The following is a 24,086-nucleotide window of genomic DNA, read 5'->3' on the forward strand; positions in this document are numbered from 1 at the left end:
CGGCAGCGCCCCTTGCGGGCGCCGCCGGTAGTGTCAAACCCGGACAGAGAAGCCCAATGACCCCAATCGCCATCGAGGCCGCCAGTCGGCCTCACAGCAGATCGTTCATGCGCCGCTTTGCCGGCGCACCTCTGCCCTGGATCATGCCCGTGATCATCGTCATCGGCATCTTCTATCTCTATCCGGTGATCGACGTCTTCCGTCTGTCCTTCACCAATGCGACGCTGATCGGTGATAATCAGGACTATACGCTCAGCTCGATCGCCAACATGCTGAGTTCGCCGCAGCTTCCCGACATCCTTTGGGCAACCCTCGTCTTCGTCGGCGGCAGCGTCATCGGGCAACAGATTCTTGGCCTTGCCGTCGCGGTCGTTGTCGTTCGCGGCGAAAAACGCGGATTGTTCGGCACGACGATCCTTAGAACCACGGCGCTGATTGCCTGGGTCGTGCCGGGAATTGCCGGCGGCATAATCTGGCAGATGCTGTTTTCGGAGGCGCCCTATGGCGCGCTGAACAGCATTCTGCGGCTTATCCACCTGCCGACGGTGGCCTGGCTTTCCGATCCTGCGATCGCGCCATGGTCGGCTCTGATCTCGAACATCTGGCGCGGAACGGCCTTCTCGATGGTCGTCATGTATGCCGCGCTCAAGGCGATCGATCCGTCGCTTTATGAAGCGGCTGAGGTCGACGGTGCGACGGGCTCGCAACAATTCTTCTTCATCACCATCCCGCAGCTGCGCGCAGCGATCCTCGTCAACATGATCCTCATCACGATCATGACGCTCAATACCTTCGACGCGATCATCACCTTGACGGGTGGCGGGCCGGGACGCGCGACCGAGGTCATATCGCTCTACGTCTTCAACATCGTCTTCCGCAATTACGACCTGTCCGGCGGCAGCGTGCTTTCCGTGCTGATGCTGATCATCAGCCTCGGGCTGGCCGTCGTCTATGCGTCGTTCCTGCCGAAGGAGGACGAGCAATGAGCAGGCGCACCGGTACACGCTTCGGCGATTTCCTGAGCTATATTTTCATGCTGGCGATGTTCGTCTTTTTCGCCGGCCCGCTGACCTATCTCCTGTCGATGGCGCTACGCGACAAACGCGAAATCTACCGCGGCGTGGCGCGCTATATCCCGCACAATCCAACCATCGACAATTTCATCGCCGTGCTCAACAACAGCTATTTCCCGCTCTATCTCTGGAATGGTCTGAAGCTTGCGGCGCTCAGTGGCTTCGGCGTTCTGATCGTCGCCATGCCCGCGGCCTACGCCTTCTCGCGCTTCCAGTTCCGGGGCAAGGGCCTGTCGATGATGGGACTTCTGCTCTTCCAGATGATCTCGCCGCTGGTCATCATGGTGCCGCTCTACCGCTACATGAACCGCCTCGGCCTGCTCGATACGCATTTCGCCGTGACGATGGTCTATATCGCGCTTGGCGTGCCGCTCGCGACATGGCTGTTGAAGAGCACGGTGGACGGCATTCCGCGCAGCCTCGACGAAGCGGCGATGATCGACGGATGCAACCGCTTCTCGGTCTTCTGGCGAATTGTCCTGCCGCTGTCGGCACCAGGTATCGCCTCCGTCTTCATCATCACCGTGATTGCCGGCTGGTCGCAATTCCTGGTGCCTTTTCTGCTGCTGACTCAAAACAATTTGATGCCGATCGGCGTCGGGATCTTTAACTTCCGTGGCATGCAAACCGACTCGTCCATCCAGCTGCTGGCGGCCGCCTGCCTCATCTCCGTCGTACCGGCGATCGTGGCGTTCCTGTCGCTGCAGCGGCTGATCCTTGGCTCCATGACCAGCGGCTCCGTGAAGGGTTGAGGCGGTTACATGCCCGTGGCTGATAGAGGATCCCGACCATGAACCAAACAACCAGCGCCAAACTCTCTCCCGATCTGACGGGAGCCAATGTCGAAGATGCAGGCGAATATAACAGGGCCGTGGTTCTGCGCCGCATCCATCGGCAGGCGCCGATGTCACGGGCGGAAATCGCTCGCCAGACGGGCTTCACCAAGCCGGCGATTGCCCGGATCGTCGATCGCCTGCTCGACGAGGGCCTGATTATCGAGGCCCGCCGGCGTCACGGCCTCAGGGGACAGCCGGCAATCGAGCTCGAAATCAATCCGGATGCTTTCTTCGCCATCGGCATCAATATCGATCGCGATCACCTGACGATCCTTGCCGTCGATGCGGTCGGCAACGTGCGTGCTCGCGTGCACCACGAGAAACGCTACATCCTTCCGGGCGAATTCATGCAATTGACCGCCGACGCGATATCGCATTTCCAGCGAAGCCGCCTGATCGACGACGCGCATCTGGCAGGCATCGGCCTTGCCATGCCCGACTGGCTAGGCGAGATCGCCTTCATGGGCAAGCCTGACAATTATGGGGAATGGATGGATTTCGACGTGCGCGCCGCGCTGGAGAACCTCTCGCCACACCCTGTCTTCATCGAGAACGAAACCAATGCGGCAGCACTTGCGGAACTCGATTACGGGCTCGGCGCCGAAAGCCGCAGCTTCTTCTATATCGCGATCAATGCCTGCCCCGGAGGCGGCCTTGTGCTCGACGGCAACGGCCATCGCGGCGCCATGGGCCTCAGCGGCGAGATCGGCTGGCTGCCGATTGCCGACCCTCGCGACAAGGCGGCCCAGAAAGTCGAGCTTTTCGGCGAAATATTCTCGCTCTTCTTCCTCTACAAGTTCCTGGGCGAGCACGGCATCAAGGCAAGCGTGCCCTCCGACCTCCTCACCCTGGATGCCCGCGGCAGGAAGCTGGTCTCCCAATGGCTGAAAGGCATGAGCGCGCATCTCGCCGTCGCGGTCAAGCACATCGGTATGATCGTCGATCCCGACGCCATCATCCTCGGCGGCCGCTTGCCCATCCGCATGATCGATGAGCTGCTGCGCTATGTCCACGAACACCTCGATACCGACGACATGACTCTACCATCCATTCATCGCGCCTCACTCGGCGAAGACGCCTGTGCAATCGGCGCCGCCGCAATGCCGATGGCGGCGGCACTCATGCTCGCCTCTTCCGACGAGGTCCAGCGTACGCGTTCGCCACTCAAATTCATGGATCGCCTGAACAACTGAGCATGAACAACTGAATTGGCCGTCACGGCCGCAGGGAGGATTTTGATGAGGATCGGCTTTTATACGTCGACATTCAACGACAGGCCATTCGAGGAGGTCGTGGATTTCGCCGCCTCCGCCGGCTTCGATGCGATCGAAATCGATGTCCGCGGCCATATCAAGACGCCCGACAAGGTGCGGGCCGCCGTCGCCCTTGCCCGCGATCACGGCCTCTTCGTCTCCTCGATTGCCTTTTTCGGCAATCAGCTCGATGCCGATCGCGCCAGGCGCGGCGAGCTTCGAGCCCTCACCGAGGAATTCGCCGAAGCGATCGGCGAAGCAGGCGTACCGATCTTCGTGATCTTTCCCGGCCGCGACGACAATGCGGACGAGGAGGCCAACTATAACGATTTCGCCGACTTCGCCAACCGGCTGATCGAAAGAACGACATCGAGCGGCCTGATCTTCGCGATCGAGAACTGGCCAGGCCCGAAGGACAGTTTCATCGGCACCACGCCGCGGGACTGGGAGGAGCTCTTCAAACGCATTCCCGACAGACGCTTCGGTCTGGAATTCGACCCTTCCCATCTCATCCGCATCGGCGTCGATCCCTATGTCGCGATGGACGCCGTGAAGGATCGCATCGCTATCCTTCACGGCAAGGACACGGCAATCGATGCGACTGCGCAGCAAGCCCTCGGCTATCACCGCAAGGGCTGGTGGCAATACAAGCTGCCGGGACAGGGCCTTCTCGATTGGCCGCGCTTCCTGCGTCAGGCGCGCACCAATGGCTTTGACGGCACGCTTTCAATCGAACACGAGGATGCAGCTTTCGGTTGGCCGGGCAAGGATCTCGCCCAACGGAAGGAGGGCGAGCGCCTCGGCCTTGCCTATCTTCGAAATGTCTTGGACACGCTTTGACGCAGCCTTGGGAGGACGGAAATGGCACATGTCAGAGTGAACAACGCGCGCAAGGACTATGGCGCATTCAAAGCCATCAAGGGCGTGTCGGTGGATATTCGCGACGGCGAGTTCGTCGTGCTCGTCGGCCCTTCGGGCTGCGGAAAATCCACCCTGCTCAGAATGATCGCCGGCCTGGAGGGGATCACGTCGGGCGATATCCAGATCGGCAAGCATATCGTCAACGAGCTGGCGCCGAAGGACCGTGACATCGCCATGGTCTTCCAGAACTATGCGCTCTATCCGCATATGACGGTCGCCAAGAACATGGGCTTCTCCTTACGGCTGAAGCGGATGCCGAAGGCGGAAATCGACCAGCGGGTCGGTAACGCCGCAAAGATCCTCGGCCTCGAAAATCTTCTCGAGCGCTATCCGAAGCAATTGTCGGGCGGGCAGAGGCAGCGCGTTGCCATGGGCCGGGCGATCGTGCGTGATCCCGCCGTCTTTCTCTTTGATGAACCCCTGTCGAACCTCGATGCGAAGCTGCGTGTGCAGATGCGGTCGGAGATCAAGGAAATGCACCAGCGGCTGCAGACCACCACCATCTATGTCACGCACGACCAGATCGAGGCGATGACCATGGCCGACAAGATCGTCGTCATGAAGGATGGCTTGATCGAGCAGTCGGGATCGCCGCTCGATCTCTACGACCAGCCGGCCAATCTCTTCGTTGCGGGCTTCATCGGCTCCCCCGCCATGAATTTCATCAAGGGCAGCATGACGAACGAAGGCTTCCGCACCACGGACGGACTTATCCTGCCGAGCGAACGAAGCCCGCCAACCGCCGTCACCTATGGCATTCGCCCCGAGGACATCAAGCTGGTCGATGACGGCATCGAAGTGGAAACCGTCGTCGTCGAACCGACGGGATCCGAGACCATGGTCATCGCGCGCCTCGGTGTGCAGACGATCACTTGCGTTTTCCGCGAGCGGATCAGGGCCGCACCCGGCGATATGTTGCGTATCGCTCCGGCTCATAACGCCGTCCATCTCTTCGATGAAAGCGGACAGCACATCGACAGTGAGAGGACGCAATAGCCGGAATCCTTCTTTCCGCAGGCCCGGCATTGCTGCCAGGCCTGCGTGCAGTCGTCATGGTGACGAATCCGGCGTCGCACCAGCAACGTCCAGCTCCCCTCTCGTCGTGTCGATCGTTCTCCTGCCCTTGAAGACACGGCGGACGGAGACGAAGAGCAGCGGGATGAAGAAGACGCCGAGGACAGTTGCCGAGATCATGCCGCCCATGACGCCGATGCCGATCGAGTTCTGGCTGCCGGAACCGGCCCCATTGGCGATCGCCAGCGGCAGAACGCCGAGGATGAAGGCGAGCGAAGTCATCAGGATCGGCCGCAGACGCTGGCGGGATGCTTCGAGCGTGGCATCGATCAGGTTCTTGCCCTGGTTCTGCTGCTCGATGGCGAATTCGACGATCAGGATGGCGTTTTTCGCCGCCAGGCCGATAGTCGTCAAGAGACCGACCTTGAAGTAGACGTCGTTCGACTGTCCGAACAGGGTTGCGGCCAAGAGTGCGCCGAAGATGCCGATCGGTACCGACAGCATGACGGCGAGCGGGATCGACCAGCTTTCATAAAGGGCTGCGAGCGCCAGGAAGACGACCAGGATGGAGATGGCGTAGAGCTGGCTTGCCTGGTTGCCGGAAAGCTTTTCCTGGGCGGACAGGCTGGTCCATTCATGGCTGAAGCCCGGTGGCAGGGTCGCCATGATCTTGTCGATCTCGTTCATGGCGTCACCGGAGGAGACCCCCGGCGCTGCCGCACCCTGGATTTCGACGGCGGACGAGCCGTTATAGCGCTCCAGACGCGGCGAACCATAGGTCCAGATACCTGAGGCGAAGGCCGAGAAGGGCACCATGTCGCCGCCGGAGTTGCGCACATACCAGCGATCGAAGTCTTCCGGCTGCATACGGAACTTGCTGTCGGCCTGTACATAGACTCTCTTCACACGGCCACGATCGACGAAGTCGTTGACGTAGGTGCCACCCCATGCGGTCGACAGGGTTGCATTAATGTCAGCCAGATCGATGTTCAAGGCGCGGGCCTTTTCCTGATCGATATGGATCGAATATTGCGGCGTGTCGTCCAGTCCATTTGGACGTGTTCCGCTCAGCTTCGTGCTGCCGGACGCTGCGCCCAAGAATTGGTTGCGGGCACCGATCAACGCGGCGTGGCCGGAGCCGTTGATATCCTTGATGAAGAAGTCGAAGCCGCTATTGTTGCCAAAGCCGGGGATTGCCGGCGGTGCCAGTGCAAAAACATTGCCGTCCTTGATCTTGGAAAAGGCCGCCATCGCGCGCCGGGCGATCGCCTGGGCAGAGGATTGCGGGGTCCGGCGCTGATCGAAGTCTTTGAGGTCGATGAAGGCAACGGCAACATTCTGGCCCTGACCGCTGAAATTGAAGCCGACGCTGCCGAACACGCCGTCCACATAGTCCTTCTCATTGTTGAGATAATAGGCGATGACCTGATCGAGCACCTTCCGCGTGCGTTCGGCCGTAGCACCAGGAGGCAGCTGAATGCTGGTCAGAAGGCGTCCCTGATCCTCTTCCGGAAGGAAGGAACTCGGCAGGCGGTTGAAGAGATAACCGACACCGACGCCAATCAGGACGAATATCACCAGGAATACGGCACCGCGGCGGATCATGCCATGGATGGTTCGCTGATAGCCGCGCGTTCCCCGTTCGAAGTTGCGATTGAACCAGCCGAACAGGCCGCGTTCCCGCGCTCCATGCTCCGGTTTCTTCAGGATCGTGGCGCAAAGAGCCGGCGTCAGGATCAGGGCGACGATGACGGAAAGCACCATTGCCGAGACGATCGTCACCGAGAACTGCCGGTAGATGACGCCAACCGAACCGGAGAAGAAGGCCATCGGAATGAACACGGCCGACAGAACCGTGGCGATGCCGATCAGCGCGCCGGTGATTTCCTGCATCGACTTGATCGTCGCCTCGCGCGGCGACAACCCTTCTTCCTCCATCACGCGCTCGACGTTTTCGACGACGACGATGGCGTCGTCGACCAATAGACCAATGGCAAGCACCATGCCGAACATGGTCAATGTATTGATCGAGTATCCGAACAGCGAGAGTACGCCGAAGGTGCCAAGCAGCACGACCGGGACGGCGAGTGTCGGGATCAACGTGGCGCGGATGTTCTGCAGGAAGACGAACATAACGATGAAGACGAGCACGATGGCTTCGAACAGCGTCTTGACCACATCCTCGATCGACAGCTTCACGAAGGGCGTCGTATCATAGGGATAGACGACTTCGACATTCGGCGGCAGCGTGCTGCGCAAGCTATCGATCGTCGACACGACCCTCGCCGCTGTATCGATGGCATTTGCGTCGGTCGCAAGACTGATGCCGAGGCCGGCGGCGGGCATGCCGTTATAGACGCCCGAGGTGACGTAGCTGTCGGCACCCAATTGCACGGTGGCGACATCATTGACGCGCACCAGGGAGCCGTCAGGCTGGCTTTTGAGGATGATGTTTTCGAATTCCTCCGGCGTCTGGAACCGGCTGCCGGCCGTGACGGTCGCATTGAGTTGCTGACCACCAAGTTGCGGAAGGCCGCCCAATTGGCCAGATGAGACCTGTACGTTCTGCGCCTGGATGGCGGAGACGACATCCGATGTCATCAGCTGATATTTGACGAGCTTGTTGGGATCGACCCAGATGCGCATGGCATAGCGCGCGCCGAAGAGCGTGGTATCGCCAACGCCCGGAACGCGCTTCAAAGTATCATTGAGGGTGCTATCGACATAGTCGGCAAGGTCGGTCGGCATAAGCTTGCGATCCGTCGACACAAACGCCGCAACCAGGAAGAAGCTGCTGGTCGATTTCGAGACGGTGATACCGGTATTCTGAACAACTTGCGGCAATTGCGCGGTGACGAGCTGCAGCTTGTTCTGCACCTGCATCTGCGCAACGTCGGGATTGGCCTTGTTGGTGAAGGTGAGCGAAATCGAGGCCTGACCCGTCGCTGTCGAGGTCGAGGTCATATAGTCGAGATTGTCGATGCCGGTCATGCCCTGCTCGATGACCTTGGTCACCGAGTTTTCGACGGTTGCCGCATCAGCGCCGGAATAGGTGGCGGTGATACGCACCGTCGTCGGTGCGATCTGCGGATATTGCGCGACCGACAGCGTGAGGATCGAAAGTGCGCCCGCCAGCATGATGACGATGGCGATTACCCAGGCAAAGACGGGCCGATCAATGAAGAAGCGAGACATGTTTTACCCTCAATTCGTCGAACCGGTGACCGCGCCTTTGTCGGCGCCGTTGGCCTTGCTCAGTTGAGCGGATTGGGATGCACCCGTCGCCGACGCCTGTTCGAGATTTCCGCTGGCATCATCGACCGTCACCAGCGCGACATTCACCTCTTGGCCGTCACGGACGCGCTGGATCCCTTCGACAACGACGCGATCTCCCTCCTCTATTCCATTGCCGACGAGCCAGCTGTTACCGATGCTGCGCTGAACGGTCAGAACACGCTGCTGGATTTTGCCGTCCGCACTCACGAAGAAGGCGATCGGTTCGCCTTTCGTATTGCGGGTTACGGCACGCTGCGGCACCAGGAAGCTGTTTTCGGCGACGCCTTCCTGGATGGTGGCGCGCACATACATGCCCGGCAGCAGAACCCGCCCCGGATTGGGGAAGGTGGCGCGGACATTGAGCGTTCCGACCGTCTCGGCTACTGCCGCCTCGGCAAATTCCAACGTGCCGCTTTCCTTGTACTGGGTTCCATCCTCCAGCGTCAGACGGACCGAAACATTGTCGCCGCTTGTCTTCAGGCGCCCCTCCTCCACTGCACGCCTGAATCTCAGAAGGTTTGTGCTCGACTGGGTGACGTCGACATTGATCGGGTCGAGCTGGCGAATGGTGGTCAGCGCTGTGGTCTGCTCGGCAGTGACGAGGGCGCCGACCGTCACCGTCGATGCGTCGACACGCCCGGAAATCGGCGCCCGGATCTTTGTATAATCAAGGTTGATCCGCGCCGTCTCCAATGCCGCCTTGGCGGAGGCCACATCCGCTCGCGCCTGAACGAGTGTCGCCTGCGCGTCATCGGCATTTTGCTGGCTGACGGCGTTCTGTGCGCTCAGGCCCTTGTAGCGATCCAGCCGGGCCTGGGCATTGGGCACCGCGCCTTCAGCTTTCTGCAGAGCGGCAACCGCACTATCGTAGGAGGCCTGGAAGGAGGCCGGATCGATCTCGTAGAGCACGTCCCCCGCCCGAACCTCGCTGCCTTCCTTGAAATTGCGGCTGCGAATAATGCCGCCGACCTGCGGTCGCACCTCGGCAACGAGATTGGCGCTGATGCGGCCGGGGAGATCGGCGGTGATGGCGACCGATTGCGGATGCAATGCCATCGCACTGACCTCGGATTTCACCGTTCTGCCGCCATTCTGTGCTGCCGGCTGCTGGTTGCAGCCCGCCAACAATGTGACCACGAATCCCGAAACCACGGCCCGTGTTAGATGTCGTTTCATATAACCCTCGTTGCGTACGGATCTAAATCTGAAGGGAAGAAGGGAGCGGGAAGGCTGTTTCCCGGCGGCACAGCTCGGCGCGAATTCGCGATCATCCCGTCGTCTCAGGGAACCACCGTCAAGTCTGACGGGATCGACCGCGATTCACGTTTTTCATCGCTCCCGCTGAATGAACATATTCTCGTGAAGATCCGATCGATCTGCGCAAAAGCCGCTACCTGCATGAAACGGATTGGTGAGCATGTCTTGGTTGGTCTCGGCGATCTCTGCCGTTATTCTCGTATCAGCATCACATGAAATGGACGGATAAATAGTAAGTGTAGAGCTATCACAATCTCTGTTTGAATCGTACTTCTTGTATATCTGACAACTCGATATCAAGCCGATGATCACTGCTTTAAATCCTGTTTGATCAATGCCATCAGCAGGATTACTCCAATTTTGTTGCATGGTTTTGCCAAGAAATCATCAAAGTATGTCAATCGGTCTCGATACGACTATTCACGAAACCGTGTTGCAATATATGGTTTAGTGTACCACCATCTACTCAATCCTGATCGTGTTCATCATCGCAAAAACATCGATACTCATGCGGCACGATCACAGGTTAATGATCATACCATTCATCGATCACTGTGTATTGGCAATGCGATGGAAGATCAGTTGTGCATGACTATTACACCACCGCGAACCCGCGCCCAGCTTCCACCTGAGAAGCGAGGCTGTTACCTGTGTTCAGCCGCACTCATTGCAGTGATGCAGCAGAGGTCGTCTTGCGAATGGTAATTTCGATGCCACCCATGGACTTGCCGTCATCGGTCACATCCGGTACGCGAATGTAAAGGATCTCGGAATAGTTGCGGAACGTGCCGCCGATTAGCTCATATATCGCAAGTGCTGTATTTTCCGGGAGTTCTTCGACCGATATGTTTTTACGTCGCTGCATGGGATTCTCTTTCAAAAGTCGGGGCGCCTTCAAGAGATAGAATGACTGCCGGCACTTTAGTCGCGATTTGTCGCAAAGATATCCCAGGAATTCTGGAAACTGTCACAAATACGTGAGGGTCGCTTCCAGGGAAGCAGATACGGAATATTCCACGCGGCACCTCGGCGAAATCGTGGGGTCAAAGCTACCGACGCATCTGATCGAGACAATTTCCGTCGTATCCCGAAACTACCGCCACGCTAGCCTGTAACTCCCGAACCCCGGCTGCAAGCACCATTCCCCGCTCAAACGGTCAGATGCCGGCGGGCCTCCGGCGTATCCAGCGTCTCCGCCAACCCTTCATGCACGATCTCGCCGCGATCCATGATGTAGACGTAGTCGGCAAGCTCGCGGCAGAAATCGAGATATTGCTCGACCAGCAGGATCGCCATGCCGGTGGAATCCCTGAGATAGCGGATCGCCCGGCCGATATCCTTGATGATCGACGGCTGGATGCCCTCGGTCGGTTCGTCCAGAACCAGGATCTTCGGCCGCGTCACCATCGCCCGGCCGATCGCCAGCTGCTGTTGCTGGCCGCCTGAGAGATCGCCGCCGCGGCGCGACAGCATGGATTTCAGCACGGGAAACAGGCTGTAGATGTCATCGGGAATGCTGCGGTCGCGGCGCAAGAGCGGTGCATAGCCCGTCTCGAGATTTTCCTTCACCGTCAACAGCGGAAAGATCTCGCGGCCCTGCGGCACATAGCCGATCCCCTGTTTGGCGCGCGAAAACGGCGCCATGCCGTTCAGCGTTACACCATTGAAGGTCACGGTACCCGCCGACAGTGCATGCTGTCCGGTGACGGCGCGCAAGAGCGAGCTCTTGCCGACGCCGTTGCGCCCGAGGACGCAGGTGATCTTGCCCATCTCCGCCTTGACGGAGATGCCGCGCAGCGCCTGCGCGGCGCCATAATGCAGATTTGCGTTTTCGACTGTCAGCATCTCACCGCCCCAGATAATTCTCGATCACCTTCGGATCGCTGCTGACGAAATCGATCGACCCTTCCGCCAGCACCGCCCCTTCAGCCAGACACGTGACCTTGACGCCGAGATCGCGGATAAAGCCCATGTCATGTTCGACAACGACGACCGAGCGTGTCTTGGCGATCTCCTTCAGCAGCACCGCCGTTTCGGCCGTCTCCGCATCCGTCATGCCCGCGACCGGTTCGTCGACCAGTAAGAGCTTCGGCTCCTGGGCGAGCAGCATGCCGATCTCCAGCCATTGCTTCTGGCCATGCGAAAGGTTCGCCGCCAGCTCGTCGCGCCGATGCGATAGCCGAACGGTCTCCAAAATCTCCTCGATACGATCGCGGTCGGCAGGCGTCAGACGATAGAAGAGCGTCGCAAAGACACCGCGACTGCGGTTGAGCGCCAGTTCGAGATTGTCCCAGACCGTATGGCTTTCGAAGACCGTCGGCTTCTGGAATTTGCGGCCGATGCCAAGCTGGGCGATATCGGCCTCATCCTTCTTCGTCAGGTCGATCTGGCCGTTGAAGAACACCTCGCCCTCGTCGGGCCGCGTCTTGCCGGTAATGATATCCATCATCGTGGTCTTGCCGGCTCCGTTCGGGCCGATGATGGCGCGAAGCTCGCCCGGCTCGATGACGATCGACAGCGAGTTCAAGGCCTTGAAGCCATCGAAGGATACGGAGACATTGTTGAGATAGAGCATGTTGTTGGGTTTGATGTCCGGGATCATGGTTCTACTCCGCAGCCTGCACGGATTGCTGGCCCTCATCCTTCGCAGCCCTCGGTGGTGGGCTTGCCGGCTTGCTTTTCTTGCCGAGATATTGCGCGATGGTGCCGACGATGCCCTTGGGCAGGAACAGCGTTACCGCGACGAACAGACCGCCAAGGGCAAACAGCCAGAAATCGGGAAACAGGCCGGTGAAGATGGTCTTGCCTCCATTGACGAGGATAGCGCCGATGATCGGTCCGATCAGGGTCGCTCTCCCGCCGACAGCCGTCCAGATGACGACTTCGATCGAATTGGCCGGTGCGAATTCGCCAGGGTTAATGATGCCGATCTGCGGCACATAGAGTGCGCCGGCGATCCCGGCCATCATGGCCGAGACGACGAAGACGAAGAGCTTCATATGTTCGACGCGATAGCCGAGAAAACGCGTGCGGCTTTCGGCATCGCGCACGCCGACCAGCACCTTGCCGTACTTCGAGCGCACGATGGCCGAGGACAGCATCAGGGCGAGCGCAAGGAACACCGCCGTCACGGCAAAAAGCACGGCGCGGGTGCCATCGGCCTGAATGTTGAAGCCGAGAATATCCTTGAAATCGGTCAGGCCATTATTGCCGCCGAAACCCATGTCATTGCGGAAGAAGGCAAGCAGCAGAGCATATGTCATCGCCTGCGTGATGATCGACAGATAGACGCCGTTGACGCGCGAGCGGAAGGCAAACCAGCCGAAGACGAAGGCAAGCAGACCGGGAGCGACGAGCACCATGAGCATGGCAAACCAAAAATGATCGAATCCGTACCAGAACCATGGCAGATCCTTCCAGTTCAGGAAGACCATGAAGTCGGGCAGGATGGGATTGCCGTAGGTGCCGCGCGAGCCGATCTGCCGCATCAGATACATGCCCATCGCATAGCCGCCAAGCGCGAAGAAGGCGCCGTGGCCAAGCGAAAGAATGCCGCAATAGCCCCAGACCAGATCGAGCGCCAAGGCGAGCAGCGCATAGGTCAAATACTTGCCGAACAGCGACATGAGATAGGTGGGCACATGCAACGCGCTCGTTTCCGGCAGAGCCAGGTTCGACAGCGGCACTAGCGCCGCGACAGCAAGCAGGATCGCGATAGCGATGCTGATGCGGCGGTCGAGCGAGCGAAGGATAAAGGCCGTGATCATGCTTCCACCGCCCTTCCCTTGAGCGCGAAAAGGCCGCGCGGACGTTTCTGGATGAAGAGGATGATGAGGACGAGGACAAGGATCTTTCCGAGCACCGCCCCCGCATAGGGCTCGAGGAACTTGTTCAGAATGCCGAGCGAGAAGGCACCGACGAGCGTCCCCCAGAGATTGCCGACGCCGCCGAACACCACGACCATGAAACTGTCGATGATGTAGCCTTGGCCGAGATTCGGCGAGACGTTGTCGATCTGCGAGAGCGCGACGCCTGCCATGCCGGCGATGCCGGAACCAAGCGCAAAAGTGAAGGCGTCGACCCAGGACGTTCGGATCCCCATCGAAGATGCCATGCGTCGGTTCTGCGTCACCGCGCGCATCTGCAGGCCAAAGGCCGAGCGCTTCAAAAGAAGCAGGAGCGCAACAAACACACCGAGCGCAAAGACGATGATCCAGAGCCGGTTCCAGGTAATGGAGAGATAGCCGAGATCGAAGGAACCCGACATCCATGAGGGATTGCCGACCTCCTGATTGGTCGGCCCGAAGATCGAGCGCACCGCCTGCTGCAGGATCAGCGAAATGCCCCAGGTGGCAAGCAGCGTTTCCAGCGGTCGCCCATAGAGAAAGCGGATGACGCCGCGCTCGATGACGAGGCCGACTGCACCGGTTACGATGAAGGCGACCGGAAGGGCGATGGCCAGTGACCAGTCAAAGAGCTCGGGGTAGGACGTGCGAATGACGCTCTGTACCATGAAGGTGGAATAGGCGCCGAGCATCACCATCTCGCCATGCGCCATATTGATGATGCCCATGACGCCGAAGGTGATCGCAAGGCCGATGGCGGCCAGAAGCAGCACCGAGCCGAGCGACAGGCCGTACCAGACATTCTGAACCGCATCCCAGACCTTCAGCTGCTCCTGAATGCCGGCAATGGCGGCTGCGATGTCCGGCTTGAGGCTATCGTCTACGGAAACCGAAGACAGAATGCCAATGGCATCGCGCCCGCCTTCATTCTTGATCGTCTCGATTGCAGCCTTCTTGTCTTCCACAGGGCGATCCGAGCCAAGGATCGCAACGGCCCTTGCTCTTTCAAGCACGCCGCGAATTTCTCCGTCCTTCTCGCTCCGCAGCGCGGTCTCGACGGCTTCCAGCGAATCCGCGCTCGGCGCCTTCAGAATGGATTGCGCGGCCTCCAGCCGCGTCGCGCGATCTGGGCTCATCAGCGTCAGACTGCCGAGAGCCGCGCGAACGGCACGGCGCAGATTGTTGTTGATCTTGATCTTGCCGAGATTGTCCTTGGCTTCCTGGCCGGCCGCCTGTCCGGTCAAGGGATCCACCAGATCCATCATGTCGCCGGAGGATTTGGCGATGAACACCTGATTGTCCGATTTTCTTATATAAAGATCGCCGTCGGAAAAGGCCTGCAATGCCGGCACCACCTTCGGATCGCCTGTCTTCGCAAGACTTTGGACGATATCGCCGGCCTTCTGGAAATTCGCCTGGCCGAGGGAGTTGATGAGGCCGTGAGCATCCTCCTGGGCGCGCACGGTCGTCGCGGTCAACGCCAGCACCAGACAGAAGCCGGCGACCAGCGCCAAGGCCATGCGGTAAACGAATTTGTCGAACATTGCACTAGTCCCCTCAAGCTGCCGCGGGCAGAAAAGCCTGCCCGCGGCGGTCTTGCGTCGGCTGATATCAGGAGCCCTTGCCGCCGCACTTGCCGGTGGAAACGTTGAAGTTGCCGCAGTTCATCGGCATGCGCCAATCCGAGATCAGATCCTTGCTGTCAGGCAGATAGTCGGACCATTCCTTGCCGACCACGGCAGGGGTCTGCGAAACCACATCGAACTGGCCGTTTTCCTGCACTTCACCGATCAGCACGGGCTTGGTGATGTAGTGGTTCGGCATCATGGTGGCGGTACCGCCGGTGAGATTCGGAACGCTGACACCCACGAGTGCGTCGATGACCTTGTCCGGATCGGTGGTGCCGGCCTTCTCGACGGCCTTCACCCACATGTTGAAGCCGATATAGGCGGCTTCCATCGGGTCGTTGGTGACGCGCTTGTCGTTCTTGGTGTAGGCGTGCCATTCCTTGATGAAGGCGGCGTTGGCGGGCGTATCGACCGACTGGAAGTAGTTCCAGGCTGCGAGATGTCCGACCAGAGGCTTGGTGTCGACGCCGGCAAGCTCTTCTTCGCCGACCGAGAAGGCAACGACCGGAATATCCTCGGCCTTGACGCCCTGGTTGCCAAGTTCCTTGTAGAAGGGAACATTGGCATCGCCGTTAATGGTGGAGACGACGGCGGTCTTCTTGCCGGCTGCACCGAAGGCCTTGATCTTGGAGACTTCCGTCTGCCAGTCGGAGAAACCGAACGGCGTGTAGTTGATGATGATGTCTTCGTCCTTGACGCCCTTGGACTTCAAATAGGCTTCGAGGATCTTGTTGGTCGTGCGCGGATAGACATAGTCGGTGCCTTCGAGCACCCAGCGCTGCACGCCTTCGTTCTTCATCAGGTAGTCGACGGCCGGGATCGCCTGCTGGTTCGGAGCAGCGCCCGTGTAGAAGACGTTGCGCTCGGACTCCTCACCCTCGAACTGCACCGGATAGAACAGGATCGAATTCAGTTCCTTGAAGACAGGCAGAACCGACTTGCGCGATACCGAGGTCCAGCAACCGAAGACAGCCGAGACCTTGTCCTTCTGGATCAGCTCGCGGGCCTTTTCTGCAAAGAGCGGCCAGTCGGAAGCCGGGTCGACGACGACGGGCTCGAGCTTCTTGCCGAGAACGCCGCCCTTCTTGTTCTGCTCGTCGATGAGCATCAGCATGGCATCCTTCAGCGTCGTTTCCGAGATCGCCATCGTACCGGAAAGCGAATGCAGGACGCCGACCTTGATGGTGTCATCGGCTGCGAAAGCGCCGTGGAATGCTGTCGTGGACATGATGGCGCCAAGCAACGCGCCGGAGACGAGAGTCTTGAATTTCATCCGTGGTTCCCCTCTTTTTGTCTGCCGCAACGGCCGGTAAACAAGGATTGGCCGTTGCCTTCAGCGACTATCCGGCCGCCTCTTGGGAAACCACATACGTAAAATGACGTAGGCGCCGGGGCGAAATGTGCAGCTTTGGGCACTCTCATGCCCTTAAGCACGGTATCGATCCATGTTACGACATCCCTGGACTGCCAGACTGATTATGGCAGGACGGACGAAGGGCAAGCATGGCTGCGCGGCAACGCATCATTCCGGTAAGGCGCGAGTATAATCGCTGGGTCGCGAACCAGACGCTGGAAGACTACGCCCTGCGTTTCACGGCCAAGAGCGCCCGGCAGTTTTCCTCGCAGCGCATTTCGCAAACAGCGATCGGTGCCATTTCCTTCCTGGCGCTGGAAGCAATCGGCGGCGCGATCACGCTTTCCTACGGCACGACGAACGCCTTCTACGCCATCATCGTAGCGAGCATCGTCATGCTTTCGGTCGGCTTGCCGATCAGCCGCTATGCCATTCGTCACGGCGTCGATATCGATCTCCTGACGCGCGGCGCAAGCTTCGGCTATATCGGCTCGACCATCACCTCGCTGATCTATGCGAGCTTCACCTTCATGCTGTTTGCGATCGAAGCCTCGATCATGTCCGGCGCGCTGGAGCTGACGCTCGGCATACCCGTGTGGATCGGCTACATCATCAGCGCCGTCATGGTGATCCCGCTTGTCACGCACGGTGTGCGTCTCATCAGCCGGTTCCAGTTGCTGACGCAGCCCTTCTGGATCGTCCTCAACATTCTGCCCTTCGTCTTCATCGCCTTTGCCGATTGGGGAAAGTTCGATCTTTGGCGTGCCTTTGCCGGCATTCACCATACTGCCAGCGCGCCGGGCAGTGCCGCCCCTTTCGATCTGGTGGAATTCGGTGCCGCCTCCGCCGTCATCCTCGCGCTGATGTCGCAGATCGGCGAACAGGCCGATTTCCTGCGCTTCCTGCCGCCGGATGGCCACCGCAAATGGCGCCATCGCCTCGCCGTCTTCCTCGCCGGCCCCGGCTGGGTCATCATCGGTGCGCCGAAGCTGCTGGCCGGCTCCTTCCTCGTCGTCTTGACGTTGACCTCCGGCGTGCCGGCCGATCGTGCCGCCGATCCCGCCCAGATGTACTTGACGGCCTTCGGCTACATGATCCCCTGGCACAATGCCGCGCTGCTCTTGATGGCCGCCTTCGTCATGATCTCGCAGCTGAAGATCAACGTCATGAACGCCTATGCCGGCTCGCTCGCCTGGTCGAACTTCTTTTCGCGGCTGACGCACAGCCATCCCGGCCGCGTGATCTGGCTGGTCTTCAATGTCGCCATTGCGCTGCTTCTGATGGAGCTCGGCATCTACCGACTGCTGGAAGAAACGCTCGGCATCTTCTCGATCATCGCCATGGCGTGGCTCTGCACGATCTCGGCCGATCTCTTCATCAACAAGCCGTTGGGACTAGCTCCATCAGGCATCGAATTCAAGCGCGCGCATCTCTACGACATCAATCCCGTCGGCCTCGGTGCCATGGCGCTTTCGGCGACCATCGCCCTTGCCGCCCATTTCGGCGCCTTCGGATCGATCGCGGCATCGCTTGCGCCCTATATCACCCTGATCGTCGCATTCATCGCCTCGCCTGCCATCGCCTGGGCTACCAAGGGCAAATACTATCTCGCCCGCAAGCCGCGGCAGAGCTGGAAGAACCTCAGCACCATAACCTGCTCGGTCTGCGAGCATCCGTTCGAGCCGGAGGACATGGCCTGGTGCCCGGCCTATGCCGCACCGATCTGCTCGCTGTGCTGTTCGCTCGACAGCCGCTGCCACGACATGTGCAAGCCAAAGGCACGGCTCAACACGCAGGTCGCCACCGTCGCAAAGACCCTGCTGCCCGAAAGCATCGTCGCCAAGCTCGCAACACGCCTCGGGCGCTATGGCATTGCCGTCGCCGTGGCACTGATCGCCATTGGCGCCATCCTCGCAATGATCGCGCATCAGGTCGGCGCCGCTTCTCCCGAGACGGCATCCGTCGTCAATCGCACGATCCTCATCGTCTTCTTCGTCTTTGCCGTCATCGCGGGCGTGGCCTGTTGGTTCTATGTGCTTGCCCATGACAGCCGGGTGGTCGCCGAGGAAGAATCGTCGCGCCAGAACACGCTGCTCTTAAAGGAAATCGCCGCGCACAAGAAGACGGACGCCGCCCTGCAGGGTGCCAAGGAAGCGGCCGAGGCGGCAAACCGCGCCAAGAGCCGCTATGTCGTGGGCCTCAGCCACGAATTGCGCACGCCGCTCAATGCCGTGCTTGGCTATGCGCAAATCCTGGAGCGCGACGAGACCATTCCGGCGCCCAGGCAATCCTCCCTGAAGGTCATCCGCCGCAGCGCCGAGCATTTGTCGGGTCTGATCGACGGGCTGCTCGATATTTCGAAGATCGAGGCCGGCCGCCTGCAGGTCTATTCCAATGAGATCAACATCCAGGATTTTCTCGACCAGATCGTCGACATGTTTCACCCGCAGGCACAGGCAAAAGGGTTGAGTTTCATCCATGAGCGCTCGTCCGCCCTGCCCGATTATGTCCGTACCGACGAGAAGCGGCTGCGCCAGATCCTCGTCAACCTGCTCTCCAACGCCATCAAGTTCACCGATGCCGGCAGCGTTCGCTTCGAAGTGGGTTACCGCAATCAGGTCGCCACATTCACGGTTTCGGACACCGGCCGCGGTATCGCGGCCAAGGATATCACGCGCATCTACGAGCCCTTCCAGCGCGGCGAGGCCGACAGCGTCAGGCCGATGCCTGGCCTTGGCCTCGGCCTCACCATCACGCAATTGCTGACCAATACGCTCGGCGGCGAGATTTCAGTTACGAGCGAGAAGGATGTAGGCTCGACCTTCAAGGTGCGCCTGATGCTATCTGCCGTGATCCGGCCGATGAAACCACCTGCACAGGAACAGCGTATCGTCGGCTACGAGGGGCCGCGGCGTACCATCGTCGTCGTCGACGACAATGAGGATCATCGCGAGCTGATGCGCGAGATCCTGTCGCCGCTCGATTTCATCGTGCTGACCGCCGCCGGCGGCCCCGACTGCCTGACGCTGATAGAAGGCATCAAGCCCGATCTGTTCCTGGTCGATATCTCCATGCCCGGCATGAACGGCTGGCAGCTCGTTTCGCGTCTCAGGGAAAACAGCCAGACGGCGCCGATCCTGATGCTGTCGGCCAATATCGGCGATGCCGCCGCGGCGACCGACAGCGACGACAGCCATAACGACGCCATCTCCAAACCGGTCGACATCCGCCAGCTTCGCGACAAGCTTGCGCTGCATCTCGGGCTGAAATGGATCTACACCGATGCCTCCGCCCCGGCCGCACCGAAGCCGACGCCAACCCTGAAGAGCCCTGGCATCGAACATGTCCGCGAATTGCTACGGCTTGGCGAGATCGGCTATGTCAGGGGCATCGAGGCAAAGCTTGCGGATCTCGCCAGGCTCGACGAGAACAAGCCCTTCACCGACGCCTTGCGCGCTCATGTCCAGGCTTTCGATCTCGACGGATTCCTGAATGTGCTGCGCAGCTTCGACACTGAAAAGGTAGAACAGATTGGCTGAGCCCACCCATCCCCGCGACATAGTCTTGCTGGTGGACGATTCACCCGAAGCGCTCGGCTTCCTGACGGATGCGCTCGAGCAGTCCGGCTTCTCGGTACTGATCGCCACGTCGGGACTAGCGGCGCTCAACATCGTCGAACGCATCACGCCCGATCTCATCCTGCTCGATGCCGTCATGCCTGTCATGGATGGTTTCGAGACCTGCAGCCGGCTGAAGGCCAATGCGGGCATTGCCCAGATTCCCGTCGTCTTCATGACCGGCCTCACCGAGACGGAGCATGTGGTGCATGCGCTGGAATCAGGCGGCGTCGATTATCTGACCAAGCCGATCAATGTCGACGAACTGCGCGCCCGCATCCGCGTGCACCTGCGCAATGCCCGCTCCGCCCAGAGCGCCAGAGTGGCGCTCGACGCCGCCGGGCGTCATCTCCTGGCGGTCAAGGGCAATGGCGCCATCCACTGGTCGACCCCGCAGGCAACGCGCCTGATCAACGCCGCCACCGGCAGCGACGACGGTCTGGAGCTGGCATCCAAACATATTGCTGCCTTCATGCTCGAACGCGAGCGGCTCGGCCCGGCACGCGACGATCTTCTTTCGATCAGCAATGGCCGTCAGGCCGCCCTGCAATTCACCTTCCTCGGCGCGATCGGGGCCGACGAATACCTCTTCCGCCTGACGGCCAGCAATCAGAACGCCGACGATGAAACCTTGCGTCAGAGCTTTGCGCTGACGCAGCGCGAGTCCGAGGTGCTGCTGTGGCTCGCCAAGGGCAAGTCGAACCGCGACATCGGCGAGATCCTCGGGCTTTCGGCCCGCACGGTGAACAAGCATCTGGAACAGATCTATGTGAAGCTCGGCGTCGAGAACCGGGCATCTGCCGCGGTGAAGGCGGCCCACGTCCTGCATAGGCCCTAGCGATAAAACCGAAGCCCGATGACCGTCGGAGCGACAAAGAGCCAGTTTGACGACTCCGCCCTGCGCGTACGCAAAAAGGCAGCGGCACGGCCGCAAATTGATGCTTTCCACCGCCATCATCCTTGCCGTATCCGTTTAAGGACAAGACGCTGACGAGAGGACATGGCAATGGCGAAGCCCTTTTACTGGAATGAACTCAACACCTATGATTTCGCCGGTCTCTCGCCCGATACCACCATCGCGATCCTGCCGATCGCCTCGACGGAACAGCATGGTCCGCATCTGCCGATCGCAACGGATGTCGCGATCGCTGAGGGCATGTTGGCGGAGCTGAAGGTGCAGCGCCCGGACGATCTCGATTTCCTCGTCCTGCCGCTGCAGGAGATCGGCAAGGCCAACGAACACGTCTACGGCCCCGGCACGCTGTCGCTGAGCGCAGAGTTGCTGATCCCGGTTTGGACCGCCATCGGCGCCAAGGTGGCCGAGGCCGGCATCCGCAAGATGGTCATCGTCAACTCCCATGGCGGAAACCTCGATATCATGGGCATCGTCGCGCGCGAGCTTCGCGTGCGCTACCAGATGGCCGTGGTCGCCACGCAATGGACCCGCTTCGGCACGCCTGAGGGCATGATCGACGACCATGAGCAGCGCTTCGGCATCCATGGCGGCGATGTCGAAACCTCGCTCATGCTCCATTTCCGGCCCGAGCTCGTGCGGATGGACAAGGCTCAGAATTTCGCCTCCAAGGCCGAGTGGATGAAGGAACATTCGAAATATCTGCAGCCTTTGCCGCCGCATTCGCTCGCCTGGATCGCGCACGACCTCAATCCGAACGGCGTCGTCGGCAATGCCGCCAACGGCACGGCGGAAAAAGGCGCGCTGATCTGCCGTCATGAGGTCGCCGGCTTCATCGAGATGCTGCACGACCTGCGCGACTATTCGCTTGCCAACCTCTATTCGAAATAGGCGTCCGCGCGTCGTCGCTCGGAGGGCGGGATAATATGCCCCTTCGCTTGCAGCTCCTCAACGATCCCGGCCAACTCCGCGAGCAAATATTCGACAAAGAGGCTGGTGGCGGCATCGAGCGGTGCTCGCGTGCGAGCGAAGAGCTTCATCGGCTGAGGCCGTGAGTGTGGCTCGGCGATCGGCCGGAATACCAGCTCGCCGCGCCGACATTCGGTGATGACATCAAGCGGATTGAGCAGCGTCAGCCCCGCCCCGCATTTGACCATCTGCTTCAGCATCTCCGAAGCATTGCTCTCCAGAACCGGCTCGACCTGGACGGCAAGACGGGCGAGAGTCAAGTTGATGACGTCTCTAAGGCTGGTGCCGGGCTGCGCCAGGAGCAGCCGCTCCTCGACGACGTCAGCAAGGTTGATCGGCCCCGGTCCGATCAAGGGGTGACCGGGCGGCAGCACGACGCCGATCGGGATATCGAAATTGCCCAGCGAACGAATACCTGGTGTTGCTGGGATGTTGAAGCCAAGCCCAATATCGACCTCGCCCGAAACCACCGGCGCAATGGTTGTCGAGCCGGCATCGTTGCGCAGCTGGATGAAGACCCTTGGATGTTCGGAGAGAAAGCGCGCGATGATCTCAGGCAAGGGACCGCCCGTAAGACCGACGGTCGCGACCATCCTGACCTTGCCGGCCTGCTGCATCTTGAGACTGCGGATGCGGCCCTCCAGCCGCTCGTAATTCTTCAATACCTCGCGGATGTGCTCGATACAGAGTTCGCCGGCCGCCGTCAGCCGCAGGCCGCGCGGCAGGCGTTCGAAGAGCGGGGCGCCCATTTCCTCCTCCAGCGCCAGGATCTGGCGGTTGATCGCCGATGAGGCCACGTTCAGCCGTGCCGCCGCCTTGCGGATCGAGCCGCAGCGGGCGATTTCATTGATATAGAGAAGCCGTCTTGAGTGCAGCATGCGAGTTCCCATTGCTTAATTTTTGCCCAGGCCGCACAATTTAGGCACAGACCCGGGAACAGATGCCGAAAAGGCATCAATGCGCACGAATTTTGATGCTTTTCAAAGAGCAAGGCAACCGCTCAAATGCAGGAAATGGGCGCCAACAACGACGTCCCATGGCAGATAGAGGGAACAGTCAGCCATGTATAAAGCCTTGAAGACAAAAACATTCCTCGCCGCCATCGGGCTCGCCGCCGCAATCATGGCGGCCGAGCCCGCAAATGCGCTCGACAAAGTCACTTATGGCACCAACTGGCTTGCGCAGGCCGAGCACGGCGGCTTCTACCAGGCCATCGCCGACGGCACTTACAAAAAATACGGCCTCGATGTCACCATCGTCCAGGGTGGCCCCAACGCCGCCAATTCGGCCTTGCTGATTTCCGGCAAGCTGGATTTCTACATGGGCGGACCGCAGCAGGAGATCGACGCGGTCAAGCAGGGCATTCCGATCGTCGATGTCGCGGCGATCTTCCAAAAAGATCCGCAGGTGCTGATTGCCCATCCGGATGCCGGCGTGGAAAAATTCGAGGATCTTGCCAAGCTGCCGACGCTCTTTTTGAGCAAGGATGGCTACATCACCTATTTCGAGTGGATGAAGGCAAACTTCCCGGGCTTCAAGGACGAACAGTTCAAGCCATACAATTTCAGCCCCGCTCCCTTCCTCGCCGACAAGCAGTCCGCACAGCAGGGTTACGTAACCTCCGAGCCCTATGAGATCGAGAAGCAAGCCGGCTGGAAGCCGAAAGTCTTCCTGATCGCTGACGCTGGCTATTCGCCCTATTCTACGATGATCACCGCGCAGAAGGCACTGGTCGACAAGAACCCCGATCTCGTGCAACGCTTCGTCAATGCCTCGATCGAGGGCTGGTACAACTACCTCTACGGCGACAACAAGGCGGCCAACGAGCTGATCAAGAGGGACAATCCCGATATGACGGATGGCCAGATCGCTTATTCCATCGCCAAGATGAAGGAATATGGCATCATCGAATCCGGTGATGCCCTTGACAAGGGCATCGGCTGCATCACGGACGCCCATTACAAGAAATTCTTCGACGAGATGGTGCAGATCAAGCTCTTCGATGCCGACATCGACTACAAGAAGGCCTTCGACACGCAGTTTGTCTGCAAGGGTTTTGGGATGGCGCTGAAGAAGTGAGCCCTAGCACCTCCCCCTTGAGGGGGGAGGTCGCCGCAACGCGGCGGGTGG

General features: G+C 59.9%; 18 protein-coding genes. 9 read left to right on the top strand and 9 right to left on the bottom strand.

What is annotated here, in order from left to right; genetic code table 11:
• Positions 1 to 56: 56 nt before the first annotated feature.
• Genes AC13Q5_RS28985 through AC13Q5_RS29005 form a run of 5 tightly spaced genes read left to right on the top strand, consistent with a single transcriptional unit; the run spans position 57 to position 5,079 of the window.
• A complete protein-coding gene (locus AC13Q5_RS28985) occupies positions 57 to 986 on the top strand; it encodes a carbohydrate ABC transporter permease (protein WP_457879854.1) in 930 nt (309 codons plus the stop codon).
• A complete protein-coding gene (locus AC13Q5_RS28990) occupies positions 983 to 1,825 on the top strand; it encodes a carbohydrate ABC transporter permease (RefSeq protein ID WP_457879853.1) in 843 nt (280 codons plus the stop codon). The genes AC13Q5_RS28985 and AC13Q5_RS28990 overlap by 4 nt, the downstream gene beginning before the upstream one ends.
• A 38-nt stretch (positions 1,826 to 1,863) precedes the next feature.
• Positions 1,864 to 3,102 carry an ROK family transcriptional regulator gene (locus AC13Q5_RS28995; protein ID WP_488504020.1) on the top strand — a complete coding sequence of 413 codons (1,239 nt, stop codon included), beginning with the start codon at positions 1,864 to 1,866 and terminating at the stop codon, positions 3,100 to 3,102.
• 45 nt (positions 3,103 to 3,147) lie between these two features.
• Complete coding sequence (locus AC13Q5_RS29000) at positions 3,148 to 4,002, top strand: sugar phosphate isomerase/epimerase family protein (protein ID WP_488504021.1); 855 nt, start codon at positions 3,148 to 3,150, stop codon at positions 4,000 to 4,002.
• Positions 4,003 to 4,023: 21 nt separating this feature from the next.
• Positions 4,024 to 5,079 (top strand): ABC transporter ATP-binding protein, encoded by a 1,056-nt coding sequence (locus AC13Q5_RS29005; protein ID WP_488504022.1) that lies wholly within the window; start codon positions 4,024 to 4,026, stop codon positions 5,077 to 5,079.
• 54 nt (positions 5,080 to 5,133) lie between these two features.
• On the opposite strand, the gene AC13Q5_RS29010 is transcribed toward AC13Q5_RS29005, so the two are convergent.
• The 8 genes from AC13Q5_RS29010 to urtA all read right to left on the bottom strand — a co-directional run bounded on the left by AC13Q5_RS29010 (position 5,134) and on the right by urtA (position 16,376).
• Entirely contained in the window at positions 5,134 to 8,292 is a 3,159-nt protein-coding gene (locus AC13Q5_RS29010; RefSeq protein ID WP_488504023.1) for an efflux RND transporter permease subunit, read from the bottom strand.
• 9 nt (positions 8,293 to 8,301) lie between these two features.
• A complete protein-coding gene (locus AC13Q5_RS29015; protein WP_075855039.1) occupies positions 8,302 to 9,549 on the bottom strand; it encodes an efflux RND transporter periplasmic adaptor subunit in 1,248 nt (415 codons plus the stop codon).
• A gap of 745 nt (positions 9,550 to 10,294) precedes the next feature.
• Positions 10,295 to 10,495 (bottom strand): hypothetical protein, encoded by a 201-nt coding sequence (locus tag AC13Q5_RS29020; RefSeq protein ID WP_075855040.1) that lies wholly within the window; start codon positions 10,493 to 10,495, stop codon positions 10,295 to 10,297.
• 284 nt (positions 10,496 to 10,779) lie between these two features.
• Complete coding sequence (gene urtE, locus AC13Q5_RS29025; protein WP_488504024.1) at positions 10,780 to 11,475, bottom strand: urea ABC transporter ATP-binding subunit UrtE; 696 nt, start codon at positions 11,473 to 11,475, stop codon at positions 10,780 to 10,782.
• 1 nt (position 11,476) lies between these two features.
• On the bottom strand, positions 11,477 to 12,232 hold the full coding sequence (gene urtD / locus AC13Q5_RS29030; RefSeq protein ID WP_488504025.1) for an urea ABC transporter ATP-binding protein UrtD: 756 nt from the start codon (positions 12,230 to 12,232) through the stop codon (positions 11,477 to 11,479).
• A gap of 4 nt (positions 12,233 to 12,236) precedes the next feature.
• Positions 12,237 to 13,397, bottom strand: a complete 1,161-nt coding sequence (urtC, locus tag AC13Q5_RS29035; RefSeq protein WP_488504026.1) for an urea ABC transporter permease subunit UrtC — start codon at positions 13,395 to 13,397, stop codon at positions 12,237 to 12,239.
• Entirely contained in the window at positions 13,394 to 15,019 is a 1,626-nt protein-coding gene (urtB, locus tag AC13Q5_RS29040) for an urea ABC transporter permease subunit UrtB (protein ID WP_488504027.1), read from the bottom strand. The genes urtC and urtB overlap by 4 nt, the downstream gene beginning before the upstream one ends.
• Before the next feature lie 67 nt (positions 15,020 to 15,086).
• The gene (urtA, locus tag AC13Q5_RS29045; RefSeq protein WP_075855044.1) at positions 15,087 to 16,376 is read right to left on the bottom strand and encodes an urea ABC transporter substrate-binding protein; all 1,290 of its coding nucleotides are present in this window, start codon (positions 16,374 to 16,376) and stop codon (positions 15,087 to 15,089) included.
• Positions 16,377 to 16,606: 230 nt separating this feature from the next.
• Here urtA and AC13Q5_RS29050 point away from each other — a divergent pair, with 230 nt between their 5' ends.
• From AC13Q5_RS29050 to AC13Q5_RS29060, 3 genes are all read left to right on the top strand, one after another.
• On the top strand, positions 16,607 to 19,996 hold the full coding sequence (locus tag AC13Q5_RS29050; protein WP_488504028.1) for a hybrid sensor histidine kinase/response regulator: 3,390 nt from the start codon (positions 16,607 to 16,609) through the stop codon (positions 19,994 to 19,996).
• Positions 19,989 to 20,912, top strand: a complete 924-nt coding sequence (locus tag AC13Q5_RS29055; protein ID WP_488504029.1) for a response regulator — start codon at positions 19,989 to 19,991, stop codon at positions 20,910 to 20,912. The genes AC13Q5_RS29050 and AC13Q5_RS29055 overlap by 8 nt, the downstream gene beginning before the upstream one ends.
• A gap of 168 nt (positions 20,913 to 21,080) precedes the next feature.
• Complete coding sequence (locus AC13Q5_RS29060) at positions 21,081 to 21,878, top strand: creatininase family protein (protein ID WP_488504030.1); 798 nt, start codon at positions 21,081 to 21,083, stop codon at positions 21,876 to 21,878.
• Here AC13Q5_RS29060 and AC13Q5_RS29065 read toward each other — a convergent pair.
• Positions 21,866 to 22,834, bottom strand: coding sequence for a LysR family transcriptional regulator (locus AC13Q5_RS29065; protein ID WP_075855047.1), 969 nt, complete (start codon positions 22,832 to 22,834; stop codon positions 21,866 to 21,868). The two genes, AC13Q5_RS29060 and AC13Q5_RS29065, sit on opposite strands and share 13 nt — an antisense overlap.
• 184 nt (positions 22,835 to 23,018) lie before the next feature.
• Between AC13Q5_RS29065 and AC13Q5_RS29070 the strand changes: the two genes are divergently transcribed.
• Positions 23,019 to 24,035: an ABC transporter substrate-binding protein gene (locus tag AC13Q5_RS29070; protein WP_488504031.1), complete on the top strand. Its 1,017-nt coding sequence runs from the start codon at positions 23,019 to 23,021 to the stop codon at positions 24,033 to 24,035.
• Positions 24,036 to 24,086: the final 51 nt, after the last annotated feature.

The sequence above is a fragment of the Martinezella sp. CNPSo 3964 genome, assembly GCF_057784375.1.

Bases quoted from the DNA above. Each gene is read 5' to 3' on its own strand.
- urtA (WP_075855044.1), bottom strand. From the start codon at position 16,376: ATGAAATTCAAGACTCTCGTCTCCGGCGCGTTGCTTGGCGCCATCATG.
- urtD (WP_488504025.1), bottom strand. From the start codon at position 12,232: ATGATCCCGGACATCAAACCCAACAACATGCTCTATCTCAACAATGTC.
- AC13Q5_RS29020 (WP_075855040.1), bottom strand. From the start codon at position 10,495: ATGCAGCGACGTAAAAACATATCGGTCGAAGAACTCCCGGAAAATACA.
- AC13Q5_RS29015 (WP_075855039.1), bottom strand. From the start codon at position 9,549: ATGAAACGACATCTAACACGGGCCGTGGTTTCGGGATTCGTGGTCACA.
- AC13Q5_RS28990 (WP_457879853.1), top strand. From the start codon at position 983: ATGAGCAGGCGCACCGGTACACGCTTCGGCGATTTCCTGAGCTATATT.
- AC13Q5_RS29005 (WP_488504022.1), top strand. From the start codon at position 4,024: ATGGCACATGTCAGAGTGAACAACGCGCGCAAGGACTATGGCGCATTC.
- AC13Q5_RS29060 (WP_488504030.1), top strand. From the start codon at position 21,081: ATGGCGAAGCCCTTTTACTGGAATGAACTCAACACCTATGATTTCGCC.
- urtB (WP_488504027.1), bottom strand. From the start codon at position 15,019: ATGTTCGACAAATTCGTTTACCGCATGGCCTTGGCGCTGGTCGCCGGC.
- AC13Q5_RS28995 (WP_488504020.1), top strand. From the start codon at position 1,864: ATGAACCAAACAACCAGCGCCAAACTCTCTCCCGATCTGACGGGAGCC.
- AC13Q5_RS29000 (WP_488504021.1), top strand. From the start codon at position 3,148: ATGAGGATCGGCTTTTATACGTCGACATTCAACGACAGGCCATTCGAG.
- AC13Q5_RS29010 (WP_488504023.1), bottom strand. From the start codon at position 8,292: ATGTCTCGCTTCTTCATTGATCGGCCCGTCTTTGCCTGGGTAATCGCC.
- AC13Q5_RS29070 (WP_488504031.1), top strand. From the start codon at position 23,019: ATGTATAAAGCCTTGAAGACAAAAACATTCCTCGCCGCCATCGGGCTC.
- AC13Q5_RS29050 (WP_488504028.1), top strand. From the start codon at position 16,607: ATGGCTGCGCGGCAACGCATCATTCCGGTAAGGCGCGAGTATAATCGC.
- urtE (WP_488504024.1), bottom strand. From the start codon at position 11,475: ATGCTGACAGTCGAAAACGCAAATCTGCATTATGGCGCCGCGCAGGCG.
- AC13Q5_RS29065 (WP_075855047.1), bottom strand. From the start codon at position 22,834: ATGCTGCACTCAAGACGGCTTCTCTATATCAATGAAATCGCCCGCTGC.
- urtC (WP_488504026.1), bottom strand. From the start codon at position 13,397: ATGATCACGGCCTTTATCCTTCGCTCGCTCGACCGCCGCATCAGCATC.
- AC13Q5_RS28985 (WP_457879854.1), top strand. From the start codon at position 57: ATGACCCCAATCGCCATCGAGGCCGCCAGTCGGCCTCACAGCAGATCG.